At 41.5% G+C, this 19,230-nt stretch carries 18 protein-coding genes and 1 pseudogene; 2 read left to right on the top strand and 17 right to left on the bottom strand.

Features of this window, described 5'->3' with window-relative positions:
• Window positions 1-198: 198 nt before the first annotated feature.
• Window positions 199-879 (top strand): hypothetical protein, encoded by a 681-nt coding sequence (locus tag OO773_RS01850; RefSeq protein ID WP_233424244.1) that lies wholly within the window; start codon window positions 199-201, stop codon window positions 877-879.
• On the top strand, window positions 851-1,513 hold the full coding sequence (locus OO773_RS01845; protein WP_233711664.1) for a hypothetical protein: 663 nt from the start codon (window positions 851-853) through the stop codon (window positions 1,511-1,513). The genes OO773_RS01850 and OO773_RS01845 overlap by 29 nt, the downstream gene beginning before the upstream one ends.
• A gap of 13 nt (window positions 1,514-1,526) precedes the next feature.
• Here the strand turns inward: OO773_RS01845 and OO773_RS01840 are convergent, their stop codons facing one another.
• From OO773_RS01840 to OO773_RS01760, 17 genes and pseudogenes are all read right to left on the bottom strand, one after another.
• Entirely contained in the window at window positions 1,527-2,135 is a 609-nt protein-coding gene (locus OO773_RS01840; RefSeq protein ID WP_141556997.1) for a hypothetical protein, read from the bottom strand.
• A 79-nt stretch (window positions 2,136-2,214) separates the two neighbouring features.
• Entirely contained in the window at window positions 2,215-2,595 is a 381-nt protein-coding gene (locus tag OO773_RS01835) for a hypothetical protein (RefSeq protein WP_141556998.1), read from the bottom strand.
• Window positions 2,596-2,630: 35 nt separating this feature from the next.
• Window positions 2,631-3,952: pseudogene (locus OO773_RS01830) on the bottom strand (type IV secretion system protein).
• Window positions 3,942-5,129, bottom strand: a complete 1,188-nt coding sequence (locus tag OO773_RS01825) for a toprim domain-containing protein (RefSeq protein WP_264828645.1) — start codon at window positions 5,127-5,129, stop codon at window positions 3,942-3,944. The pseudogene OO773_RS01830 and the gene OO773_RS01825 overlap by 11 nt, the downstream one beginning before the upstream one ends.
• A 6-nt stretch (window positions 5,130-5,135) precedes the next feature.
• The gene (locus OO773_RS01820; protein ID WP_264828644.1) at window positions 5,136-5,861 is read right to left on the bottom strand and encodes a hypothetical protein; all 726 of its coding nucleotides are present in this window, start codon (window positions 5,859-5,861) and stop codon (window positions 5,136-5,138) included.
• Window positions 5,861-7,354 (bottom strand): hypothetical protein, encoded by a 1,494-nt coding sequence (locus tag OO773_RS01815; RefSeq protein ID WP_141556959.1) that lies wholly within the window; start codon window positions 7,352-7,354, stop codon window positions 5,861-5,863. Before OO773_RS01815 ends, OO773_RS01820 begins: the two co-directional genes overlap by 1 nt.
• 72 nt (window positions 7,355-7,426) lie before the next feature.
• A complete protein-coding gene (locus OO773_RS01810; RefSeq protein WP_264828643.1) occupies window positions 7,427-7,900 on the bottom strand; it encodes a Fic family protein in 474 nt (157 codons plus the stop codon).
• 49 nt (window positions 7,901-7,949) lie between these two features.
• Window positions 7,950-8,237 (bottom strand): Fic family protein, encoded by a 288-nt coding sequence (locus OO773_RS01805; protein ID WP_264828642.1) that lies wholly within the window; start codon window positions 8,235-8,237, stop codon window positions 7,950-7,952.
• A 12-nt stretch (window positions 8,238-8,249) separates the two neighbouring features.
• The gene (locus tag OO773_RS01800) at window positions 8,250-9,389 is read right to left on the bottom strand and encodes an ArdC family protein (protein ID WP_264828641.1); all 1,140 of its coding nucleotides are present in this window, start codon (window positions 9,387-9,389) and stop codon (window positions 8,250-8,252) included.
• A gap of 11 nt (window positions 9,390-9,400) precedes the next feature.
• Window positions 9,401-9,616 carry a hypothetical protein gene (locus tag OO773_RS01795; RefSeq protein ID WP_034375112.1) on the bottom strand — a complete coding sequence of 72 codons (216 nt, stop codon included), beginning with the start codon at window positions 9,614-9,616 and terminating at the stop codon, window positions 9,401-9,403.
• 455 nt (window positions 9,617-10,071) lie between these two features.
• Window positions 10,072-10,317, bottom strand: a complete 246-nt coding sequence (locus OO773_RS01790; RefSeq protein ID WP_006563801.1) for a ribbon-helix-helix domain-containing protein — start codon at window positions 10,315-10,317, stop codon at window positions 10,072-10,074.
• 11 nt (window positions 10,318-10,328) lie between these two features.
• Window positions 10,329-10,883 (bottom strand): P-loop NTPase family protein, encoded by a 555-nt coding sequence (locus OO773_RS01785; RefSeq protein WP_006564987.1) that lies wholly within the window; start codon window positions 10,881-10,883, stop codon window positions 10,329-10,331.
• A gap of 135 nt (window positions 10,884-11,018) precedes the next feature.
• A complete protein-coding gene (locus tag OO773_RS01780; protein ID WP_040499038.1) occupies window positions 11,019-11,795 on the bottom strand; it encodes a Fic family protein in 777 nt (258 codons plus the stop codon).
• 222 nt (window positions 11,796-12,017) lie between these two features.
• Window positions 12,018-13,307, bottom strand: a complete 1,290-nt coding sequence (locus tag OO773_RS01775) for a HipA domain-containing protein (protein ID WP_006563803.1) — start codon at window positions 13,305-13,307, stop codon at window positions 12,018-12,020.
• Between the two features lie 15 nt (window positions 13,308-13,322).
• Complete coding sequence (locus OO773_RS01770; RefSeq protein ID WP_064430007.1) at window positions 13,323-15,380, bottom strand: type IA DNA topoisomerase; 2,058 nt, start codon at window positions 15,378-15,380, stop codon at window positions 13,323-13,325.
• Window positions 15,381-15,418: 38 nt separating this feature from the next.
• Window positions 15,419-18,643 (bottom strand): helicase-related protein, encoded by a 3,225-nt coding sequence (locus OO773_RS01765; protein WP_456152235.1) that lies wholly within the window; start codon window positions 18,641-18,643, stop codon window positions 15,419-15,421.
• Window positions 18,544-19,227, bottom strand: coding sequence for a DEAD/DEAH box helicase family protein (locus OO773_RS01760; RefSeq protein ID WP_264828746.1), 684 nt, complete (start codon window positions 19,225-19,227; stop codon window positions 18,544-18,546). Before OO773_RS01760 ends, OO773_RS01765 begins: the two co-directional genes overlap by 100 nt.
• Window positions 19,228-19,230 lie beyond the last annotated feature (3 nt).

Here is a 19,230-nt window from a genome sequence, read left to right as displayed (position 1 = left end):
GCTTGCTGAGGCAAAAGAACTTGGCATAGTGAGATTTGCGGGGAAGCGATCAAGAGAAACCTCATAATTAAGTTTTTCTTAAGGTTTTAAGAGCGACGCGCAATTTTTTAAGTTTTGATTAAGGTTTACCTTAGAAATTCTCAGACCTAAATATGCCACATTTAAGGGTGGGCGTGTATAATGCAAGAAAGGAGAGTTATGTCAAGTAGACCTTTCCTATCTCTCATCTTATCTAGCACTCTGGGCGTGTCTAGTGCCCTAGCTACTGGTATGCTAACCTATGATGCAGAGGCTAATGCTCACCTAGCTACTTCTAACAGCCAACAAACCACCATGATAGGCAAAATGGTAGATGGGCTTAGAAAGTATGAGGAAATGATTTCTAAAGCTCAAGAGCAAATTGCCCAGTTGAACAGGGTTAATAACCTGATGAATAGGGCAAATGCTTTGATTAGTGGGAGTGCTATTACGATTGCTAATCCTATGAGACTCTTAGAACAATTTAAAAGTCAGATAGCCAGTATCCAAGCTAACTATGAAGATTTAAAACAGGCGGTGCAAAATTTTGATATTAGAGATAAATTAAGAGACAAGTATTTAGAGAGAAAATGTCCATGGCTAGATATGAGTAAGCTCACTCATAACAAAGTCCTAGACTTTCATAATTTGAGCGCAGCTATCTCTCAAGCTGGGAAACAAACAGCCTTGATCAAAGATGCACAGGCTCTCATTAAACAATTAAGTGAAAGCACTTATTCTAATTTGCAAGGCTTGGAGGGGGAATTGAGCGGAGCGGCTTTAGGGGTGATGTTGTGCGAAACCCTCAATGAGAAGGAGGATGAGTTGGCATATGATAATCTCACCCATAGAGGAATCTAAGGCAATTCTTAGAGGGGATTGGCAAAAAGTCAATCAGATACGCTTGCAAAAGGCCTATAACCGGTTACAACAAAAAATCAAAGAGGAAAACGCCCTGCAGCTAAAAATCCAACCTTTGATGGCAAGATTAGATACACTCAGAGCAGAATTAGGCGTAACTGATAAAAATGCCAATGACAACCCACAAAAAATCCAGTATTGTAGAGAAAATCCAGAAACCCACACTTGTGAGCCTATCTTGCTTAATAAAGACAAGCTTTCTAACGATTTGGATCAAACCACTAAGGAATTTCAAGAAGCTTTAGTTGGTGCTCAAGACAAGGATGCCCAATCTCAAGTTCTTGCAGACTATAACCAAAAAATCAGAACTCTCACCCTCCAGTATTTAAGAGAGATCACTAACCAGCTTTTGTTTTTGAATAAGACAATGGCGATGCAATCAAACCTCATGGCTTTTCTCACCCAGCAAGATCGCCTCGCACATGCTACCAGCGATAGCCTCAACACAAGTAAGATGAAAAATGCCAAGAGCAGGAGCTCTATATGTCAGAGCGTGCAATGCCCCGTGTTAGAAAAAGTCAACAGAGATGCCCAAGGGCGTATTGTGTGGCAATGGGGAAATTCTAGCTTCTAGCGAAGACTAGGCACTAGAATAGCGCATTTATTTCGGCTTGGCACTCGCTGTGTAACTTGCCCAGAGGCTCGTAACTCTGATTTTTAGCAAGATTTTGAGCAAAAAGCCTATAACACCTGATGAGTTTTATCTTGTCTCCTGTAGCCCAAGTTATCTGTGTAGTGAGGGGAAAGTGAGGAATCCCACTACCATAAAGGCCTAGAGGGTTTTGCGTGATACTTCGCTCAACATAAGACTTACAGGTCTTGTCTTTCTTAAGATAATCCACACCACTTTCTAATCCATTTGCCATCTTTGTATAGCACTTGGCCAGAATCTGGGTGGCGTTCTCGCGCGCATTCTGGCGCTTTTGATTTGCTACTTTAGCTCTTTGCGTGCGCAAGCGTTCACTATACAAGCGTTGACCCCACTCAGCATTCCCACACATGCTCTTTTGCTCCTTGCTCAAGTCTTTTCCTTGTTGCAAGGCACTCACAGCCAGATCATCGCACTTTTTAAGCACCCTTTTGCACTCCTCGTTGTGAGTGGCATAGTATTCAGCACTTTTGAAAGCCATCAGGGGGGAGACAAGACAAGAGGCTAGAGCCACAGAGCCTAAAACAGTTATAACCTGCCGTTTCACCAACCAACCTCCACAAGGATACTTGAAAAAGGGCATTATAGGGTCTCTTTGTTGTTTTTCCTCTTAAACTTAATGGCTTTTAGCGTTGGTGGCGCTTTTTTCTTTTGGGCTTGGCTTTTGAGCTCTGCGTGTTGGGTGTTTGTGTGTGTTGCATACCCTGCACCAACCTTTGTATGGCGGTGGTGTTTGTGTGCAATGACTTTGTGCTTTCTATCAAGGTTTGCACATATGTCCGAGCAATACGCAACGAGTCTTCACTGATGCGCAATGATCTTTCCAACGCATCCCTCTGCAATCTTTCCAAGGTCTTTAACCTACTCTCTGCACTCTCTATGAGTTTGTCTGTGATATGATCCAATCTGTTCTCTGCAGTTTTGATGAGTGTTTCCATGAGTTTGTCTGTGATTTGATTGACTTGTTCTTGAATCCGTTGTTCCTGCTCTTGCTTTTTCTCGTTCAATGTCCTCTCTAAGTTCTGAAGCATTTCTAAACTGCTCATTGTAGATCATTCCTTTCAGTCGTATTTTCACCACCCTTAGTATTGCTAGCACTCACACTATGACTTACAGATTCAGGATGGCTATTTTGTCCCATACCTAAAGCACTTTTGATACTCTGCACGCCAAACTTCACTCCAGAGCTCAGCGCCTCTTTGTCTGTTAGAGCGCTCAAGCCCCCTGTTGCTCCCATTGTAGCTAGAGCCCCTAGACCTGCTCTTAGACCTGCTAACCCTCCTCCTGCACTTTGGTAAGCTTGGCTCATTTTATTAGCTGCCATTACCATAGAGCCTCCTACAACCACACCTCCAGCTGTCATGCCTATTTTTTGCATCATCTCAGTGATAGCCCCCACGCCTCCGCTTGTGCCAAAAATATTGTTGATAAAGTCTGGGATGCGTTTGACAAGATAGAAGCAAATCATAGAAGCCAAAATAATGATAATGAAATAGCCGATGATGTCTAAAAATCCTCCCATATCCTTATTTTGCTGTTGGAGTAATTGATTAGCCCCATTAAATGCTCCCGCCTCTAGCTCATTTCTTGTAGGAATTCTTATCGTGATGAAGTTTAAAACCTGCAAATTGAAAAATGCTACTAAAGTCATACAAGGCTGGTAGAAAGTCAGAGATATTAATTTTTTCAAATAGCTAAACAACATCCCCTTAGTTTGGGGGAATAATGCTAAAGGCAAGACCACAATGCCTAAAGCTAGCCAAATAGCCATTTCTACAGAGACTAGTAACACAATAATAAGCACCAGTCCTAAAAACAAGATTTGTGCCACAACCAATAACAAAAATACAATTAGTTGTGGAAAAACTTGAAAAAATAGCTTGAAACCTAAATCGTGGAATACAGAATCATAGAGGTGTGTAATAGTGTAATAGGTGCTATTTACCAATGTCCTCCCATATCCTTATTTTGCTGTTGGAGTAATTGATTAGCCCCATTAAATGCTCCCTTGTTGATAGCAACACTAATCACATTGCTCAAGGCATTAGCAGGTGTTGTAATGATCTCTCTTATTTTTGTCATAAATTCTATAGGCTGTCCTATAGCCCAATTCAACACTCCCATAAACACAAAGAAAACTAATACACCCATTAAGGTTTTCAGTTGGAAAATATCGCCCTCTTTAAGCCGCCGATATGCCCACCACATAAACAAAAAGGAGATGATAATGTTCAGACTCAGTTGGACATGGAAAAGGTCTGTTATAGATTTTGCTAAATCACCCGTTAGCTTTTGTGAGGGTGAGACAAAGAAAGATAAGATGGTGTCGTATATGCTTAAATTCTTATCTATGCTATTTTCCATGCCATCTCTTTTTGAATTTTGATTCTACCTGTGTGCGTGCCTTTTCTAATCTGTTTGTAGTGCTGGTATTAAAATCTTTGATTGTGGCAATATTTTCTAATTTCTCTAAAATCTCTCTTTTGCTCTTGGTATAGACATAGGGGTTTTCTAACTGCTCAAGTCCCCTAGAAACATACCCATACACACTACTGGCGTTTGCACTTGTTTCCCCTATAATCTGGCTTAGTCTGAGATCATCGTTACAATCTTTGGCAAAGGGGGTGTAGATTTCCGGTAATTGATTGGTAAGATTGAATAGTATCTCCTCTAACACCTGTGTGTAGCGTTGCCCCTGCTCATCATTATCACAAGCTAAAATGACATTGACAGATAAGTCAGGGGGATTAACTACACTAGGAGGGGTGAATACTTGTCTAGGAACTTTCTTCTCAAAGAGATTTTGAGAGACTTGCTGTTTGAAGGGCTCTATGTCTAATATCTTGCCTTTCACAAACACAGACTCGGCACTCTCAGGGCTCTTATAATACGCCCTTCCCCTATCCACTAAGACTTTCTTGTCTACATAGGCATATAGCCCCAAAGTCTTAGCCACCAAGCTATTCACTCCCACAAAGCTTTTTGCATCTAAACAGCCTAAAGGTTGTGCTGTAGGGATGAGGATACGATATCTATCAGTGATGTGTCCGTTCTTTTCTATCTGATGGCTCTTAGAGGGCATCACCAAGCTTTCAATGCTTTGTTTCTCTAACAAATCTTGAGCCTGCTTGAGAGGGAGTTGGGGGCTGTCCTTGTCATTGTCAATGTCATAGATTAGTAGATTGGTAAAACTCTTAGCATTAGTAGCGTTGCGATAACCCTTCTCAAACACCGCACCAGAATAAGGGGAGGATTTGATAACTTGTGCTAACTCTGCTAGAGTATTCACACTCTGTTCTTGCCAACCTTGCACAGGCATCTCTTTAGGATTGTGCTTGTCTGTGTATTTAGGTTTTGAAAAGGCAATTTTAAAAGTCTTGCTGCTAGGTTGCGTGTCTTTAGGCTTTTGGGCTTGCTCTTTTTCATAACGCTTCCACTGCTTATAGGCTTGCACATCTTGCACATACTGCTGGTAGGCTTGATTCTTGTCTTGGTTCATCTGTTGGAATAATGCACTCACAAAAGCGCGTATCTTGTCCACTCCAAACTACCCTGCACTGCCTAGTAGTAGAGTTGTATCAGGGTTTAAACCCTTCATCTGCAAATAAGTCATACTATCTAAGATACTCTCTGTCATCACAATAGACTTCACAGCTCTCAAGCCTCCACTAGGCACAAGCATTTGCACGCCCTTAGAGCCCTCACAAAGCTCTTTTAAGGGTTTTTCTCTAGGTGAGCCATCTATATGGGTGGTGAGTGGCTGGTTTAAGCGTTTGCTCACAGCACTCAATACAAGTCTTTGATTTTCACAAAGATAATTAGGCACACACAGATTGTTATGTCTATCAGCCCTCAAAGAGTGCTGGTAGCTTTTAAACAGAGTGCCTTGAATGCCTCTATCTCTTAGAAGTTGGCTCTTGTCTAAATTATAAGGAGGCAAGGCTTTAAAATCCTCTTTAAACCTCTTGTGTTCCTGCTGACTAGTTTGAGAAGCTATAGAGCTCTTGGGTCTGTAGCGTGCATCTCCCTTAATCAAATCCTCTAATCTTAACCCGCGCTTTTGGCAAAAGTTGATGATATTGCCTCTATCACTTCTATCCTCTGTATTGAAAGGCACAAGCATTTGCACGCCCTTAGAGCCCTCACAAAGCTCTTTTAAGGGTTTTTCTCTAGGTGAGCCATCTATATGGGTGGTGAGTGGCTGGTTCACATAACCAAAGTCTTGCAAAATGCTATCTAAGGGCAGATAAATCGCATCTTTGATATAAGCCATTAACGTCTTCTGCCTCTAGGTTTTGCTGGAGCATCTAGCCAAGGTTTTGGAACTTCTTGCTGGGCTGTTTGCGCATGGGATACTTGTGCATCTTGTGTCTGCGTCTCTAACCAAGGCTTGCTAGAGTTTTGGGATTCTATCCACGGCTCAGGTATTGGCATGTTATTTAAAGCGGGTTGGGCTTGAGTATTGGTCTGTGCTTGTTGGTCTAGTTCATCTGAAGTGGTGTAACTATTTGTTGTAGCAGACCCTAGATGAACACTGGGCTTTTGTTCTACATCCTGCTGGGCTGTGCTGTTTAGAGTAGGGGTTGTTTGTGCTTGGTTGTTGGTTTGGACTTGGTTTGGGTATCTGTCTGTGGTGGGTGGTGTGCTATCTAGGCTTTGCTCTGTTGTTGCTTTTATTGCTTGGCTTGCTTCTTGCTGGCTTGCTTGGCTTTCTGTAGGGGTTTCTCTGCTCTTTTGCATTTTTGCTAAATATTGATGCATCGCACCAGCAACCTTGCCATCCATAGGCTCTAAGCTTGCTTGGCATTGTTGCACATAGCTTTGGATGGTGGTGTAGTGCTCTGTCTCTAAGGGGTATCCTAACACGGCTTTGACACTCAATTGCAAGCCTCTATCTTGCATGTGCTTATTGCCATGAGCTTGCTCTAAAGCGTCATTAATGAGATTAAGGTGTTCTTGGGTGAGCTTGCTAGGCTGTTTTTGTGAGAGCACCAATAGGACTTTGAGCTCATCCTCTGTCATATGGCTCTTTGCATAATTTAAAAAACTCTCTTTAAAATCAGACTTGGTCTTGATGCGCTTTTGTTGCACATCTAGTTCTACTTGCTTGAAGTAGCTGTGCAGTTTGGCATATTTGTTTTCTATGTCTGTGGCTTGTGGTGGAGTCTGTTTGGGCTCTGGGGTCTTGTTAGTTACCTCTAAGCCTTGTTCTGACTTATCCAACTGCTCAGACTGGCTTACTGCTTTTAAGTTACTCTCTGGGCTTTGCCCTACCAAGTTTTTAGTTTCAGATGTTTCTAACTCTTGCTCTAATCTGTTTGGTTGTTCTGTTACTATCTCTTGGATTTCATCTTTAAAAATTGAAATGCTTTGTAGGAGCTCTTGTTCTTCTAAGCTCTCTGGGAGTTGTGGGACTTTGAGCCGTGCAATCTCTTGAGCCATCTTGTGGATTATTTGTTGTTGCTCTTGGAGCCCTTGGAACAATGGTGTCAATTGTTGGGCCTCTTGTTGCTCTATCTGCCCAGTAGCGCTCTTACTACGCTCTAATAACTCTGGCTTTATCTGGGCTTGCTCTAAAGTATTGTCTAAAGTGTGTTGCATCTCTTCTTTGAGGGTGTCTATATAATCACTAACTGCCAAGATGTCTTGTTGATCTGCTACACTTCTAGTAGCACTCACCGCCTGCATTTCTTGTTTTAAGAGTGTAAAAAAATGTTCTGAATCATGGGGTTTGGCTTGTTGCACTTCCTGCAAAAAAGCACGCATAAAAGCCTCCCTCCCATCACTGCGCCAAGAGCGCCACGCTTTCAAAAAGCCATTAAGGAAGTTATCCATTTTTTATCTCCGCTTTCTATGAGGTGTAGTTTGGTTATGGTGTGCCAATGCTTGCACTTCTTTTAAAAATGTGGCTTCTCTCTGATAGGTTTGGATAAAAAAATCTAGGTAGTTCTGATAATCCCCTCTCTCGTAATAGACAATCAAAGCTTCTCTGTATTGCTTATAAAGCGTTGGATCATCATCTACAAGCACCAATGGCATTTGATTATCATTTTTAAGAGATAAAAATTGCATACACCTTGCCGTGCGTTTGTTGCAATCCTCAAAATATTGCAAATAGCACAGATTATTGTGCAAATAAATAGCCCGCTCAAAGGGGTGATCAAGGCTAGCATATTGTTTAAATAAGTGCTTCATCTCTGTATGGAGTCTATCTCCACATGCAAGGGGTAGATAAGAAGTGCCTGTGATACCAGTAATATTGTGGTTACGCATCACCCCACAATTGTTAGTAGAAACTAGTTCCTGAGACAAAATAGCATGCAATTTTTGGCAAGTCTCTAAACTAATGGGTAAATCCTCTTTAAAGAATCACATCAAAAGCATTTCTTAAATTTAAAATCATTTTAGCATCGCTATATTTCTTACCCCCAGCAGTTAGCCCCTCTTCTAGTAAAGCGAGTGTATCTAACTTATCATAGGTGTTGCCCTCAATCTGAGCGGAGGAATAGATAAAATCAAAGCGCAATTTATCAATACAGCCCTGCATCTTTGCAAAATCATTAAAGTTAAAACTCAGAGCTTCTAGCTGTTGTTTTTGCTCTGAGTTTAATATCTGTAACTGGTCTAAGAATTGGGGATTGTAGTGCATGGCAATTTTGCTTTAGCGCCCCCTCCCCTTAGAGGGAGTTGCAAAGTGTACTGCGTTTAGGGCATTGTTTTGGGTGTGTTGCTGTTGCTTAAGCCATGCGATCTCTTGAGCCATCTTTTGGATGGTTTTGTGTTGTTCTTGCACCAGTTGCATCATTGTGCGCATCATCTGCACCATATCTGCCTCTCCAGAATTTGGAGTAGCCAATCCTTGTGGCATTGCTATTTCTTGGTTATGTTGGCTTGTTTGGTTGAACTCAGGCGCTTGGTTTAAGGATTGTTGGCTGTATTGCTGGTGTGGTTGGTTTGCACCATAAGGCATATTGTTTTGGAGTGGCTGGTTAGCTTTAGCGCCTTGTATTTGCCCCTGTGGGTATTGCTGTCTATTCTGAGCATTTCTTGGGTATTGCTTGTCTTGAGAGTGTTGCTGGTTGTGTTGGTTATACTGGCTTGCATAGTCTAACACCCTTTGGTATTGCGCTCCTGTGAGCTTGGCGGAGAGATCGTAAATCACTAGATTTTGGTTTTCTGTGGAGAAGTACTGTCCAACATACATAGACTTAAGACTATTAGAATCTAGAGGTTTTAGGCGTGTTTGATCAAGGCTCTTAAAGCATTCTATATTGTAGAGATGCTTGATCTCTAATTTAGAGGGGATTTCTACACGCACTTTTTCCATTTCAAACAAGTATGTGCCATATCTGTCATGGAGTTGGTTGCCATTGGCATCCAATACGGGAATGGGATTGCCATTAGCGTCTTTCTTTTGGACACTTTGTATTTCATGGGTCTTAATGTAGCTAATGCTCGCCTTTTTGATTGAGCCTTGAGGGTTTTGGCTAGACTCTGTGTTGTTGTGGATGAACTCTAGCTCTCTAGAATCTGCTCCTAAGTGTTGGGCTTCCTCAAGACTAATCCACGCATTGCTAGTATAATTGCCCTCTTGCTGTTTAGCATCTAAAATCAAGGCGTTCAAGCCACTATAAGCACTACCTGAATAGGTGTTATAGGCTCTATTATTGGGCTTAAAGGTCAAGCCTTGCTCAAGAGCCAAATTAATTTCATTAGCTAGGAAATCTCTAAAGGCTGTTTTTTGTTCGGTTAAACCCATTGCTTTTTTCCATTTCAAACAAGTATGTGCCATATCTGTCATGTATTCTTCTTTTAAAACTCTTGCCCCTCATCCTCTGTGCTCATGCTATCTAGCCAAGGCTCATCAGGCAATGGCGGAGCGCTTGGTGCTTGGTATGTGGGCTCTAGCTCCTCTTGCAAAGGCACACCATATTGTGCCCACTCTAAAACCTCCTCTTTTCTTAGTGGGTAACTGCCCTCTGTGAGTGCTAGGGGTTCTGTTTGTGCCTCTGTCTCTGGTTTTTGCATGTGGCTGTCCTTTGATGCTAAATATAACCTTGAATATGGCATTTTTAGAGGAAAAGCGCAAGCTAGCCAGTGTTAGATCAAAATTAAGCTTAAAATTTAAAGTGTGTATCCTTACTAAAGTGCCTAAAATAGGGAAGTTCACCTGTTTTGCTCAAGAGATACTTTCAATATTTAAGCTAATATTAAGATACTAAGAGAGGGGTTTAAAAGCGCGTGTGGTAGGGCTTTTACAAGCTTTTGGTGCAAAAGTAAATGGATTTAAAAAAATATCTTTTTCTTGCACATGCGCACTCTAGGGCATTTGCACGCCCTAAGAGTGAAAGGCAAACCTTAAATGCAGAGGTTTTAAAATGTTTTAAAATATTTTTAATGATAAATAATATTAAATGAGTGGGCTTTTTAGTCTAATCGTGCTACAACTTGCAAGCTCAAGGCTACTTAGGAGTGTGCCCTAACTAGCGCAACATCTTTACAATCTGGCGCTTGATATAAGAGCTTACACTCTCTGCCTCCTCATAGGCTAGTTTTCCTAGTTTTTCATATTCCTCTTTTGAAAAGTATAACTGCACGGTATAGTTCTTTTTTAGTTCTTCAGTAGGGACTTTCTTGCGTCCGGGCTTTTTTCTCTCTGGTTGCTCCTTACTTTGAAAGGTGTTTTCTTGTGTGATGGGGTGGTTTAAGGCTGCATCTATGCTATCCATGATTTTCCTTATTAAGATAGAGTGTTTAAAAGGCGGGTATACTCGTTCATAAAGTGCTTGTAGGCATTCTTGGCCAAAGGACTGCGGCTAGCAAGTTCTGTAAAGCTCAATCCCTGTTGCATGCTATTTTCTAAGATTTTAGAGTGCTTGAAGTAAAAGAAAGAGAGATGTTTATATTTTTCTTGAATCTTTTGGGCGCATTGTTCTTTCTCTGGCAAACTAGTCCAATTTGTGATGAGAACAAAGATGTTAGGATTAAGAGGGTGTAACTCCTGCAGGCTCTCTAAAGTGCGCAAGATAGCATTATAAAGCGGGGTGCAGGGCACAAGTAGCACATCGCTGGCTTTAAGAATCTCTAACACACCCTTTTGCACAAACCCCCCAAAGTCATAGACACAATTAGCAATTAACTTAGGATAAGCACTGATCTTAGCTTTGCCCTGATAAAGCTGTTCAATAAGAGAATTGTCATTGCTCTGTAAAAACAATCCAAAATCCTTAGCAATGGAAAAGCTAAAAGCTGTTTTGCCTACACCACCTTTTTTGTTGATCACAGAGATGATCATGTGCTTTAGCTCCTCTGTTTAGAGTGCTTGAAGTAAAAGAAAGAGAGATGTTTATATTTTTCTTGAATCTTTTGGGCGCATTGTTCTTTCTCTGGCAAACTAGTCCAATTTGTGATGAGAACGTGTAGATTTAAACTAGAATCCTCGTCCTTTGCGTTTTCTAGGCTCTAGCCAATCTGATTGGCTAGAAGAAGTGGTGTTTGGTACTTCTATGCGGTGTTTGTTTTGTTCCAAAAAACTTTCTATCCTCTTTTTCTCTATTATCTGTGCTTCTTTAGCTAGTTGGACTAATTGCTGTGCATTCTCTGTGCGCATAGCCTGCATATAGATGTCTTTGGCTTCTTTAGCGATCACAAAAGGCATGAGATTGTGTTCTAACACACTATAAAAGATCAAAGAACGCCCCGTGCGCCCATTCCCATCATTAAAGGGATGGATGCGCTCAAATTTGATATGGGCATCCATAATGATAGCTAGCTTCTGATCATCGCTCTGTGCGCGATCTAGTTGGTAGGTAAGATTATCACACCAGTCCTTGAGTGTTGTAGGGACTTTATAGGGTTTTTCTGTTTCAAAGTCTGCACCCAACACAACATTTTGGATGGTTTTAAATTTCCCGTGATTATCAATGAGATGTTGCATAAGAATGGCATGGATTTTCTTGATAAACTCATTGTCTATAGGTGTTTCACTCTCTAGACTTGTAAGCAAGAAAGGCATAAGTTGTTGGTAATTTTTAACCTCATAGTATTCTCTCTCATTCATTGCCCTAGGGATAAAACCCTCCAATAAAATACTTGCTGTTTCATTCTGCGTGAGAGAATTGCCTTCAATAGCTGTGCTGTGGTGTGCCATTCTAATGGTGAGATCGAGTAAATATTCTGTGTTGGCAAGAAGTTGTCGGTAGTCCATTTTTAGCCTTTTGTTGCGTCTATTATGCGTAAAATCCATTAAAAAATCTAGTGAATCACCCACCCGCTAAAGACGGGCGGGGACTTTATAGGGTTTTTCTGTTTCAAAGTCTGCACCCAACACAACATTTTGGATGGTTTTAAATTTCCCGTGATTATCAATGAGATGTTGCATAAGAATGGCATGGATTTTCTTGATAAACTCATTGTCTATAGATGTTCATCACCTACGCCTGCGTTTAGAGGGTGTGGGGGGCTCTTTGTGTTGTGGTGTTGGTGGTGTAGGAAAAGTTTGGGAGTGTAGGGGTGTTTCTTGGGATTTGGCTTGTTTCTTAGCAATGATTTGAATAATTTCTTGGCTTCTTTGTTGGATAAACTTCTCTCCTGCTTGTAACCACTTCTCAGAGAGATTGTATTTCTCATGGCGGGTGAAGGTGAACTTTGCCAGTTTGGAAAGTAATTCTATGTGGCGGGGTTGGCATGCAATTTCTAGTTGTCTTGAAAAACTTATACCTAGCGCACTATGTTCATCTGTAAAGTAGGCTGGAATGTTGTCTAAATCGTATTCTGTGATATGGTTAAAAAACGCCATGCCATTATCAAAAATAGGCGCGGGTTTGACAAACTCATTGGTGTCGTTATCAATCAACATCCCAAAGTTGCCCAAGTGTCTATCTGTGTTAAAAGTAAGCGCATCAAAGAGTAAAAGATCATAAAACGCATCTTCTCCATAAAGTTTGGTCATGCTTGCTAGGTAAGTTGCTGTGTCATTTTTTCTAATGCGTGTTTTTTTATCAAGACAGTAATACATAGGCAAATACCCATATTGTTGGTTTGTGAAAAGCTCACAAGAACTCACAATTTCCCCGTGAAATTTTTGTAAGTCATAGTGCACATGTTCAAACCCTAGTGTTGCAGCAATCTGTGCCATGTAGTACTCACAATAGGGCTCTTTACCATATTCGTTGTGTCCAAGGATACTCCAACCCTTCAAAAGCTCTATATTGCCACTCACTGTATTCTTGCGCCAACACTTCTTGAGCATGCCATTGGTAGTGAGCTCTGGACTGGTTACAAGCCCCTCAAGTTTTGCAGAATGCCCTGCAAAAGCTACCAAAGCCAGTGTTTCATTGAAAGAATTTTCATAAAGGTTGTAGTCTTTCCAGAGGTAGTTTTTATCTGCAGGGGCAATCCAATAGGTGTCGTTAAGAGAGAGGGCTAGGGTTACATCCACATAGGATAAAAAGTTATCAGGATTGAGCTGTAGAGATTTTGTGATTTCTTTCACAAATGCTCTATTCTTAGGGATTTTTCTAGCCCTGATCCAATGTTCCACATTGTCCGTAACACTTTTATAATCATCAAAGGAACGAGGCAGTAGAGTAGGTTGTAAAACGATACTTGCGTCGTCTATGAAGTAGTCCTTGATTTTGACATCATTTATTACTTGTTCTTTTACTTGTAACTTAAACCTCACAACCTCTTTATCTTTATTTTTTAAAACATACCACATACCAAGACTCCCTTTCTATTTCCCCCTCCACTCCTCAATAAAGCCACTACACACCTGCATATTACTCTTGTAATCTTTAGGCAACTTCACATTGTGTTTTTTAGCCAAGCTTTCTGCAAAGGCAATTTGCTTGTCAGTAGCGGGTTTATTTGCAGGAGCACCATTGCCTAGACAATGCCCCTCTTGTTTAGCCTTTTCTCTGATCTCTTTGTGTTTGGGGATGAATTTGTCTAAAAAGGCTTTAGTGATTCTATCATCCCTAGCATAGCCAGCAAACTCACTAGGTAGCTCCATGTTCAAGTCCCTTAAAATGTCCTGCACATACTTAATTTGGCTCTCTTTAGGGGCTCTAAGTGGATACTCCTCTCTTTGAGCAAGGCTTGGCATCTGTGGGCATTTCTTAGCAATCATTTGCATATACTCCAGATAGCTACACTCCTCTCTAGCAATCTTATCTAAAAGCTCCTCCATTAAGGCGCTAAATTGGGTATCCACAATCCAACTATAAGGGCTCTTTTCAAAAATACTGATGACCTTTTGCCCCTTATGGGTAGCATTCACAACGCGTTTTTTATCTGGTGTGATGTGGATGTATTCTCTACTGAGGAGTTTTGGTAAGTAACTTGCATAGGTGCTAGGTCTGCCTATGCCATTTTTCTCTAAGACTTCTATGAAGCTAGCTTCTGCGTAGGCACTCTTAGCATGTTTATGGATTTTAGCTATCTCTAAAGCAATCAGACCAACCACACTTTCTACTTTTAAATCCAAATGTGCCATTTGCTCGTTCTCTGTTTGTTCTGTGTCTTTTGCTTGCTCTGTGCGTTTAAACATGTCTAAATACCCCGCCTCTTGCAAGGAACGCACACTGCACTTAAAGTAGTGGTCTTTGATTTTGAAAAGCAAATCTTGCTTGGCATAGATAGCTACTTTGCCCTGACTTTCTAGTGTCCTTTGGAAAATAAGTTTGTATAGAGCTTGAGCCTGACTATCTGTCATACCTGCTTGATTTAAGAGATGTTGTGTGTCTTCAAATTTGTGGCAATGTGTGATCCTAATAGCCTCGTGTGCTTCTGCTTGGCTATTCTTAGCCTTATAAGCTCTGCGCTCATAGCAATCTGGATAAATAGGCTTATAAAATTCCTCTGCCTTCTCCAAAAATTCTTGACTGAGTGTTTCTGCATCAGTTCTAATGTAGGTGATCAACCCTGCTTCAAAGAGCTTTTGGGCGTATTCTTGGACTTTCTGTGTGCTTAAGCCCAGTTGGCTACTGCCTGCTTTCAAAAGGCTAGAGGTGATAAAGGGCTTGGGAGGTGGGCTTGAGGTTGTAGAGTGTTTGATGTCTAGCACTAAAGCCACTTTGCACTCTTTAAGAGGTGCAAGCACTGCTAGAGCTTGCTCTTGGCTTTCAAACTTGATTTCCTTGCCCTCACTATCACAATGCCTCAAAATGACCTCTTTATTGTGTTCATCATAGATTTTAGCCTGCATTTGGTAGCTCACCCTCTGGCTCTCTGGCAGGGCTTTAAAGCTTGCTATCTCCTTGTCTCTATCTACAATGAGTTTTAAGCAAGGGGTTTGTACTCTGCCTGCACTATTGCCCTTTCTTTGTTGCAAGCAATCCCCTAGATAAGGGGAGAGAGAAAAGCCAATGTAATAATCACTCACACTTCTAGCTAAAAAGCTTTCGTAGTAATTAAAGTTCGTGTTTTCAAATAACAGGGCATTTTCTAAGCCTCGTATAATGCCACTCTCTGTAATCTCGTGAAACTCTGCCCTAAACACCTCTTTAGCCACATTTTTGATTTTCTCATAAAACATCTTGCCAATGGCATAGCCCTCTCTATCTGGATCTGTGGCAATACAAATTCTCTTGTTTTTGCATTGCTCAATCATTGCATAAATCTGCTGTTTCTTGTCTGTTTTGTAGACAAACTTGGGAGTAAAACTCTCCCCCTCAATGCCCTCAAGCTCCATAAAATGCCCTATAGTGGCAAAGACTTTAGCTCCTGTGATGCTGGCAATCTTTTTAATCTTGTTGGGGGATTCAATGATGATGATGTCTGGTTTTTGCATTATTTATCCTTTTCTTTTAAGGTCTCTAGGGTGTTAGCTCATCTGCCTTTTATTTTTCTCTTGCTTCCTTGCTCTAGCCCCCTATATTGTCTGCCCTCCTTAAGACAGGCTAAAGCCTCCTTACCCTCCTCAATGCAGCGCTTAGTCTCCTTGAGATGTTGTTTCATGATGCCTCCATGCATAAAAAGAACATTGTAGGTTTCAAAAAGTTTAGGCTCTGCAATCTCAAACATCAATTTGGCTAATTTTTCTGTTTTAGCTTGGGTGAGGGAATTTTGTTCATAGCCCAATAAAAGATTGTCCCGCTCTTGTTTGTAGATTTCTTGGCGCTGTTCTGCCTGCTCTAAGATTTGTGTTATTTTGTTGCGCTCTGCATCAGAACAATTATGCAGAGCAGCGTGCCAGCTCGCATTGTCAGAATGTTCTGGTCTAAAGGTGCTAATGTAGGTGGGGTCTTCTTTAGTGCGCTCTATTTCTGCCAAGATGGCTTCATGATCAGACTTGAGACCTTTTAAATAGCGTCCTCGTGGGTAGCTTTGCTCAATTCTTTTCTCATCATAATGCATGTCTGCAAACCTCACATGCTCTTTGAAGGCTTGTTCATGCTTACTTGCTTCTTGTCCAAGCCGTGCGTATTCTTGCTCCAAGTGTTTTAACTCTTGTGGCAGGATTTTTTCTTGTCCTTCTTCTGGTTTTCTTATGCGAAACCCCATAGAACTACATTGACGCCAAAGCTCCCAATATGCCTCTTGGTGATTGAATGCCTTTTGCATCCACGTCTCATAAAGTGGCTCTTCTCTCTTTAATTCAGCTCTCAAGCGCGCCTCTTCTTCTAGCAAAAAGGCATTCATAGTTTTAATTTCCTCTAAATAATTTTCTTGTATGGTGTTGTCTGCTCTGTTTGCCCTAGATGCGCTGGGATGTTGGGCTGCTTCTTGCTGCATCCTTGTTTCTAACTTCTCTTTACTGGCTAGAGTGTCCTCTTTCTCTGACTTCTCTGGGGTATTGTCTTGTATAGTATTGTCTTGTGTATCCTGTTGCATTGCTTTACTAGCAAATTGTTCAGACTTAGCCACAAACCCACTTTTATAATTTCTATCTGCACTGCATTTAGCAATCTCTTTTAAAAGTTCTTGGTGATCCTCTTTAAGGGCTTGCAGATAGGTTAACTTAGGGTATTCTGCTGTCTTGTCTAGCAATGCCTCCAAGCTTTCAATCTCTTGTTGTGCCTTTTCTTGGTGTTCTTGCTCTCTGAGCATTTCTTTGTCTAGTCTCTCTAGGGCATTATCACACTTGCGCAAGAAGCCTTTAAAGTCTATGTCTGCAAAACTCCCTGCATCTAGCAAGTCTTGTTTGTCTTTGCTGTAGCTTAGATTGTCTGGTTGGATATAGCAATTAGAATCATCAGGGTGGCAAATGTAAAACTCCAGCTTGTTGTGATAGCGCATCGCTTTAAAACATAAGCCCCTATAGTTCATCACATCTATCTCTGTACCTTCATTTTCTAGGGCATTTTGCACACAAGCTTTAAAAATTGCCTCCATACGCTCTAAACTCTGTTTGCTTGACTTATCAGATTTAGAGAGATGAAAAACCTGTGGCTGGCCTGCCTCATCATAAAGCCCAATGCTTACAGATTCTTTCTTGGGCTCTCTAAGCTCTAAAAGAGTGTTTAGAATACCTATACGCTCCTGTGTATACTGCAATGTGCTTTTGTTTCTTTGCAAACTCTCTTGTTTGAAGTGCTGTTCTTTTAAAAAAGCCTTGTAGAGATTCTCCTCTTTTCTAAGAGTTTGTCTTAATTGCACCTCTTGGACTATCAAGGGATTGCCTGTGGCTAAGGCTTTCATCTGCCCAGCATCCGCACTCCCCATTGTGATGTCCTCTAATTCTCTTAAGCCTAGTTTGTGGGCATTTCTAAATTGCTCTAAACTTTTGCTTTTAGTCTCAATAATCTGCCACATACGGCTATCATAGGTTTGTTCTGTGGCGTATCTAAAGAGTTTGATAGTGAAGTGTTCTGGGTCTCTTTCAAAGAGCACATTGCCCTGTCTAATCAAGCGCCCCTCCATTTGTAAGAGCTCATCAGGTCTCCAAGGACAATCCAAAAAATGCCCTGCTACTAAGCGTTCTTGTACATTTGTGCCCACTCCCATCTTAGCAGGACTACCCAGCAACACCCGCACTTCTCCAGCATTGACTTTTCTAAAAAGTTCTTGCTTTTGTGCCTCAGTCTTGGCATCGTGGATAAAGGCGATTTCACTTTGAGGGATGCCCAGTTTGACCAGTTTTCTTAACACATCGCTATAGACATCAAAGGAAGCACTCTTAGCTACTTCTGTATCTAAATCTAGGGCTTTTGCCTGTTGTTCTGCTAATGCACTCTCTAATTCCTGCTGGCTAGGGGTGATGGCTTGCCCCTGCTCATTGTATTCTGTTAGACTCTCTAAAAATTCTTGCACGCTATCTGGGGTATTCTCTTGAGTATTCTCTTGGGTGCTCTGCTCTAATTGCACCCTTTGGCTATGCACTTTAGGGGTGGACAAGCTAATAAAGACTAACTGCGTGCCCTTGTCCTTATCCCACTCTTTATATTGCTCATAGATTTGCACAGCCATCGCTGCACTCTTAGAGTATGCATCTTGCACTTTTGCATTTGGATCAATCAAACGATAATCTAGGGCTGCTTTTCTAGCATCTGTGGTGCAAGCTAGGATATTGTCCTCTCCTATCTCTGGCTTTTTGCCCTTGCACTTCTCCATGCGATCTACAATGCTGCCTTCATTGAATTTGCCACTCTCATCCTGCACCCCAATAAAGCGCGCCACCTCCTCACTTCTTGGCACAACAATATTGATAGGCTTGCTCCCCTCTATGGGTGGCACAAAGTGGGGATTAAACTTTTGGATGTCTATATTGCTAATGACATCGGCAAAACTCCTATAGAGTGTGTTCAACTCTTGCACATTATTAAACTTAGAAAAACGGCTCACCACCTTGTAATTCTGTGCGCTGGTGTCTAGTTCTAAATCTGCTTGGATTTGTCCAAAGGTCTGTGCCCAGTCATCAAAGGTATCTATGCCCTTGTCTTTGAGAACCTCTGGCTGTAAGTATCTTTGTAGATGGTAGAGCTCTGCAATGCTATTAGCAATGGGTGTGCCAGTTAAAAACATGATCTTAGCCCCTCTGTTATGCAGGTATTGGGTCTTGACAAAGAGATCGGTGGCGCGTTTAGAGCCTTGTTTGTTGCCCAGTCCTGCCACACCCTGCATATTAGTGCTAAAATATTGATAGGCTTGCCCCCTCTATCATCTACAATCAGATTGTCAATGCCCATCTGGCTAATGTCTATGTGGCTTTTGTTTTCTGCCAACAACTTAGAATACCTCACCCCTATGTGCTTGATAGCCTGCTCTTCAGCGCGCACACTCATCACAGCAGATTTATCTAACAACCCGTCCCTGACCAGTTTTCGCAAATATTCATTGCCATCGCGCAATGCCTGCTCCTCCTCAGCCCACATATCCGTAATAGTCTGTTCAGGATTAGCCAAAAACTCCAACTGGCTATGGGCAATGATGACTGCATCATATGCATTGTTGGCAATCTGGTTATAGAGTTGCTCGCGTTGCTTAGGGCTAAAGTCCTCACTCTCCACCACTAAGACATTGGCATTGGGGTAGGCTCTATAAAACTCTTGTGCCCACTGCTTGGTTAAATGATTGGGCACAGCAATCAAGCTCTTATTGACTAGACCCATACGCTTTTGCTCCATACAACTCGCAATGGCTACTAAAGTCTTGCCTGCGCCCACTTGGTGATCTAAACAAACTACCCTTTCTTGGATGGC

This window comes from Helicobacter suis HS1 (assembly GCF_026000295.1).
GTDB classification, from domain to species: domain Bacteria; phylum Campylobacterota; class Campylobacteria; order Campylobacterales; family Helicobacteraceae; genus Helicobacter; species Helicobacter suis.
This window is presented reverse-complemented; position numbering and strand designations above follow the sequence as displayed.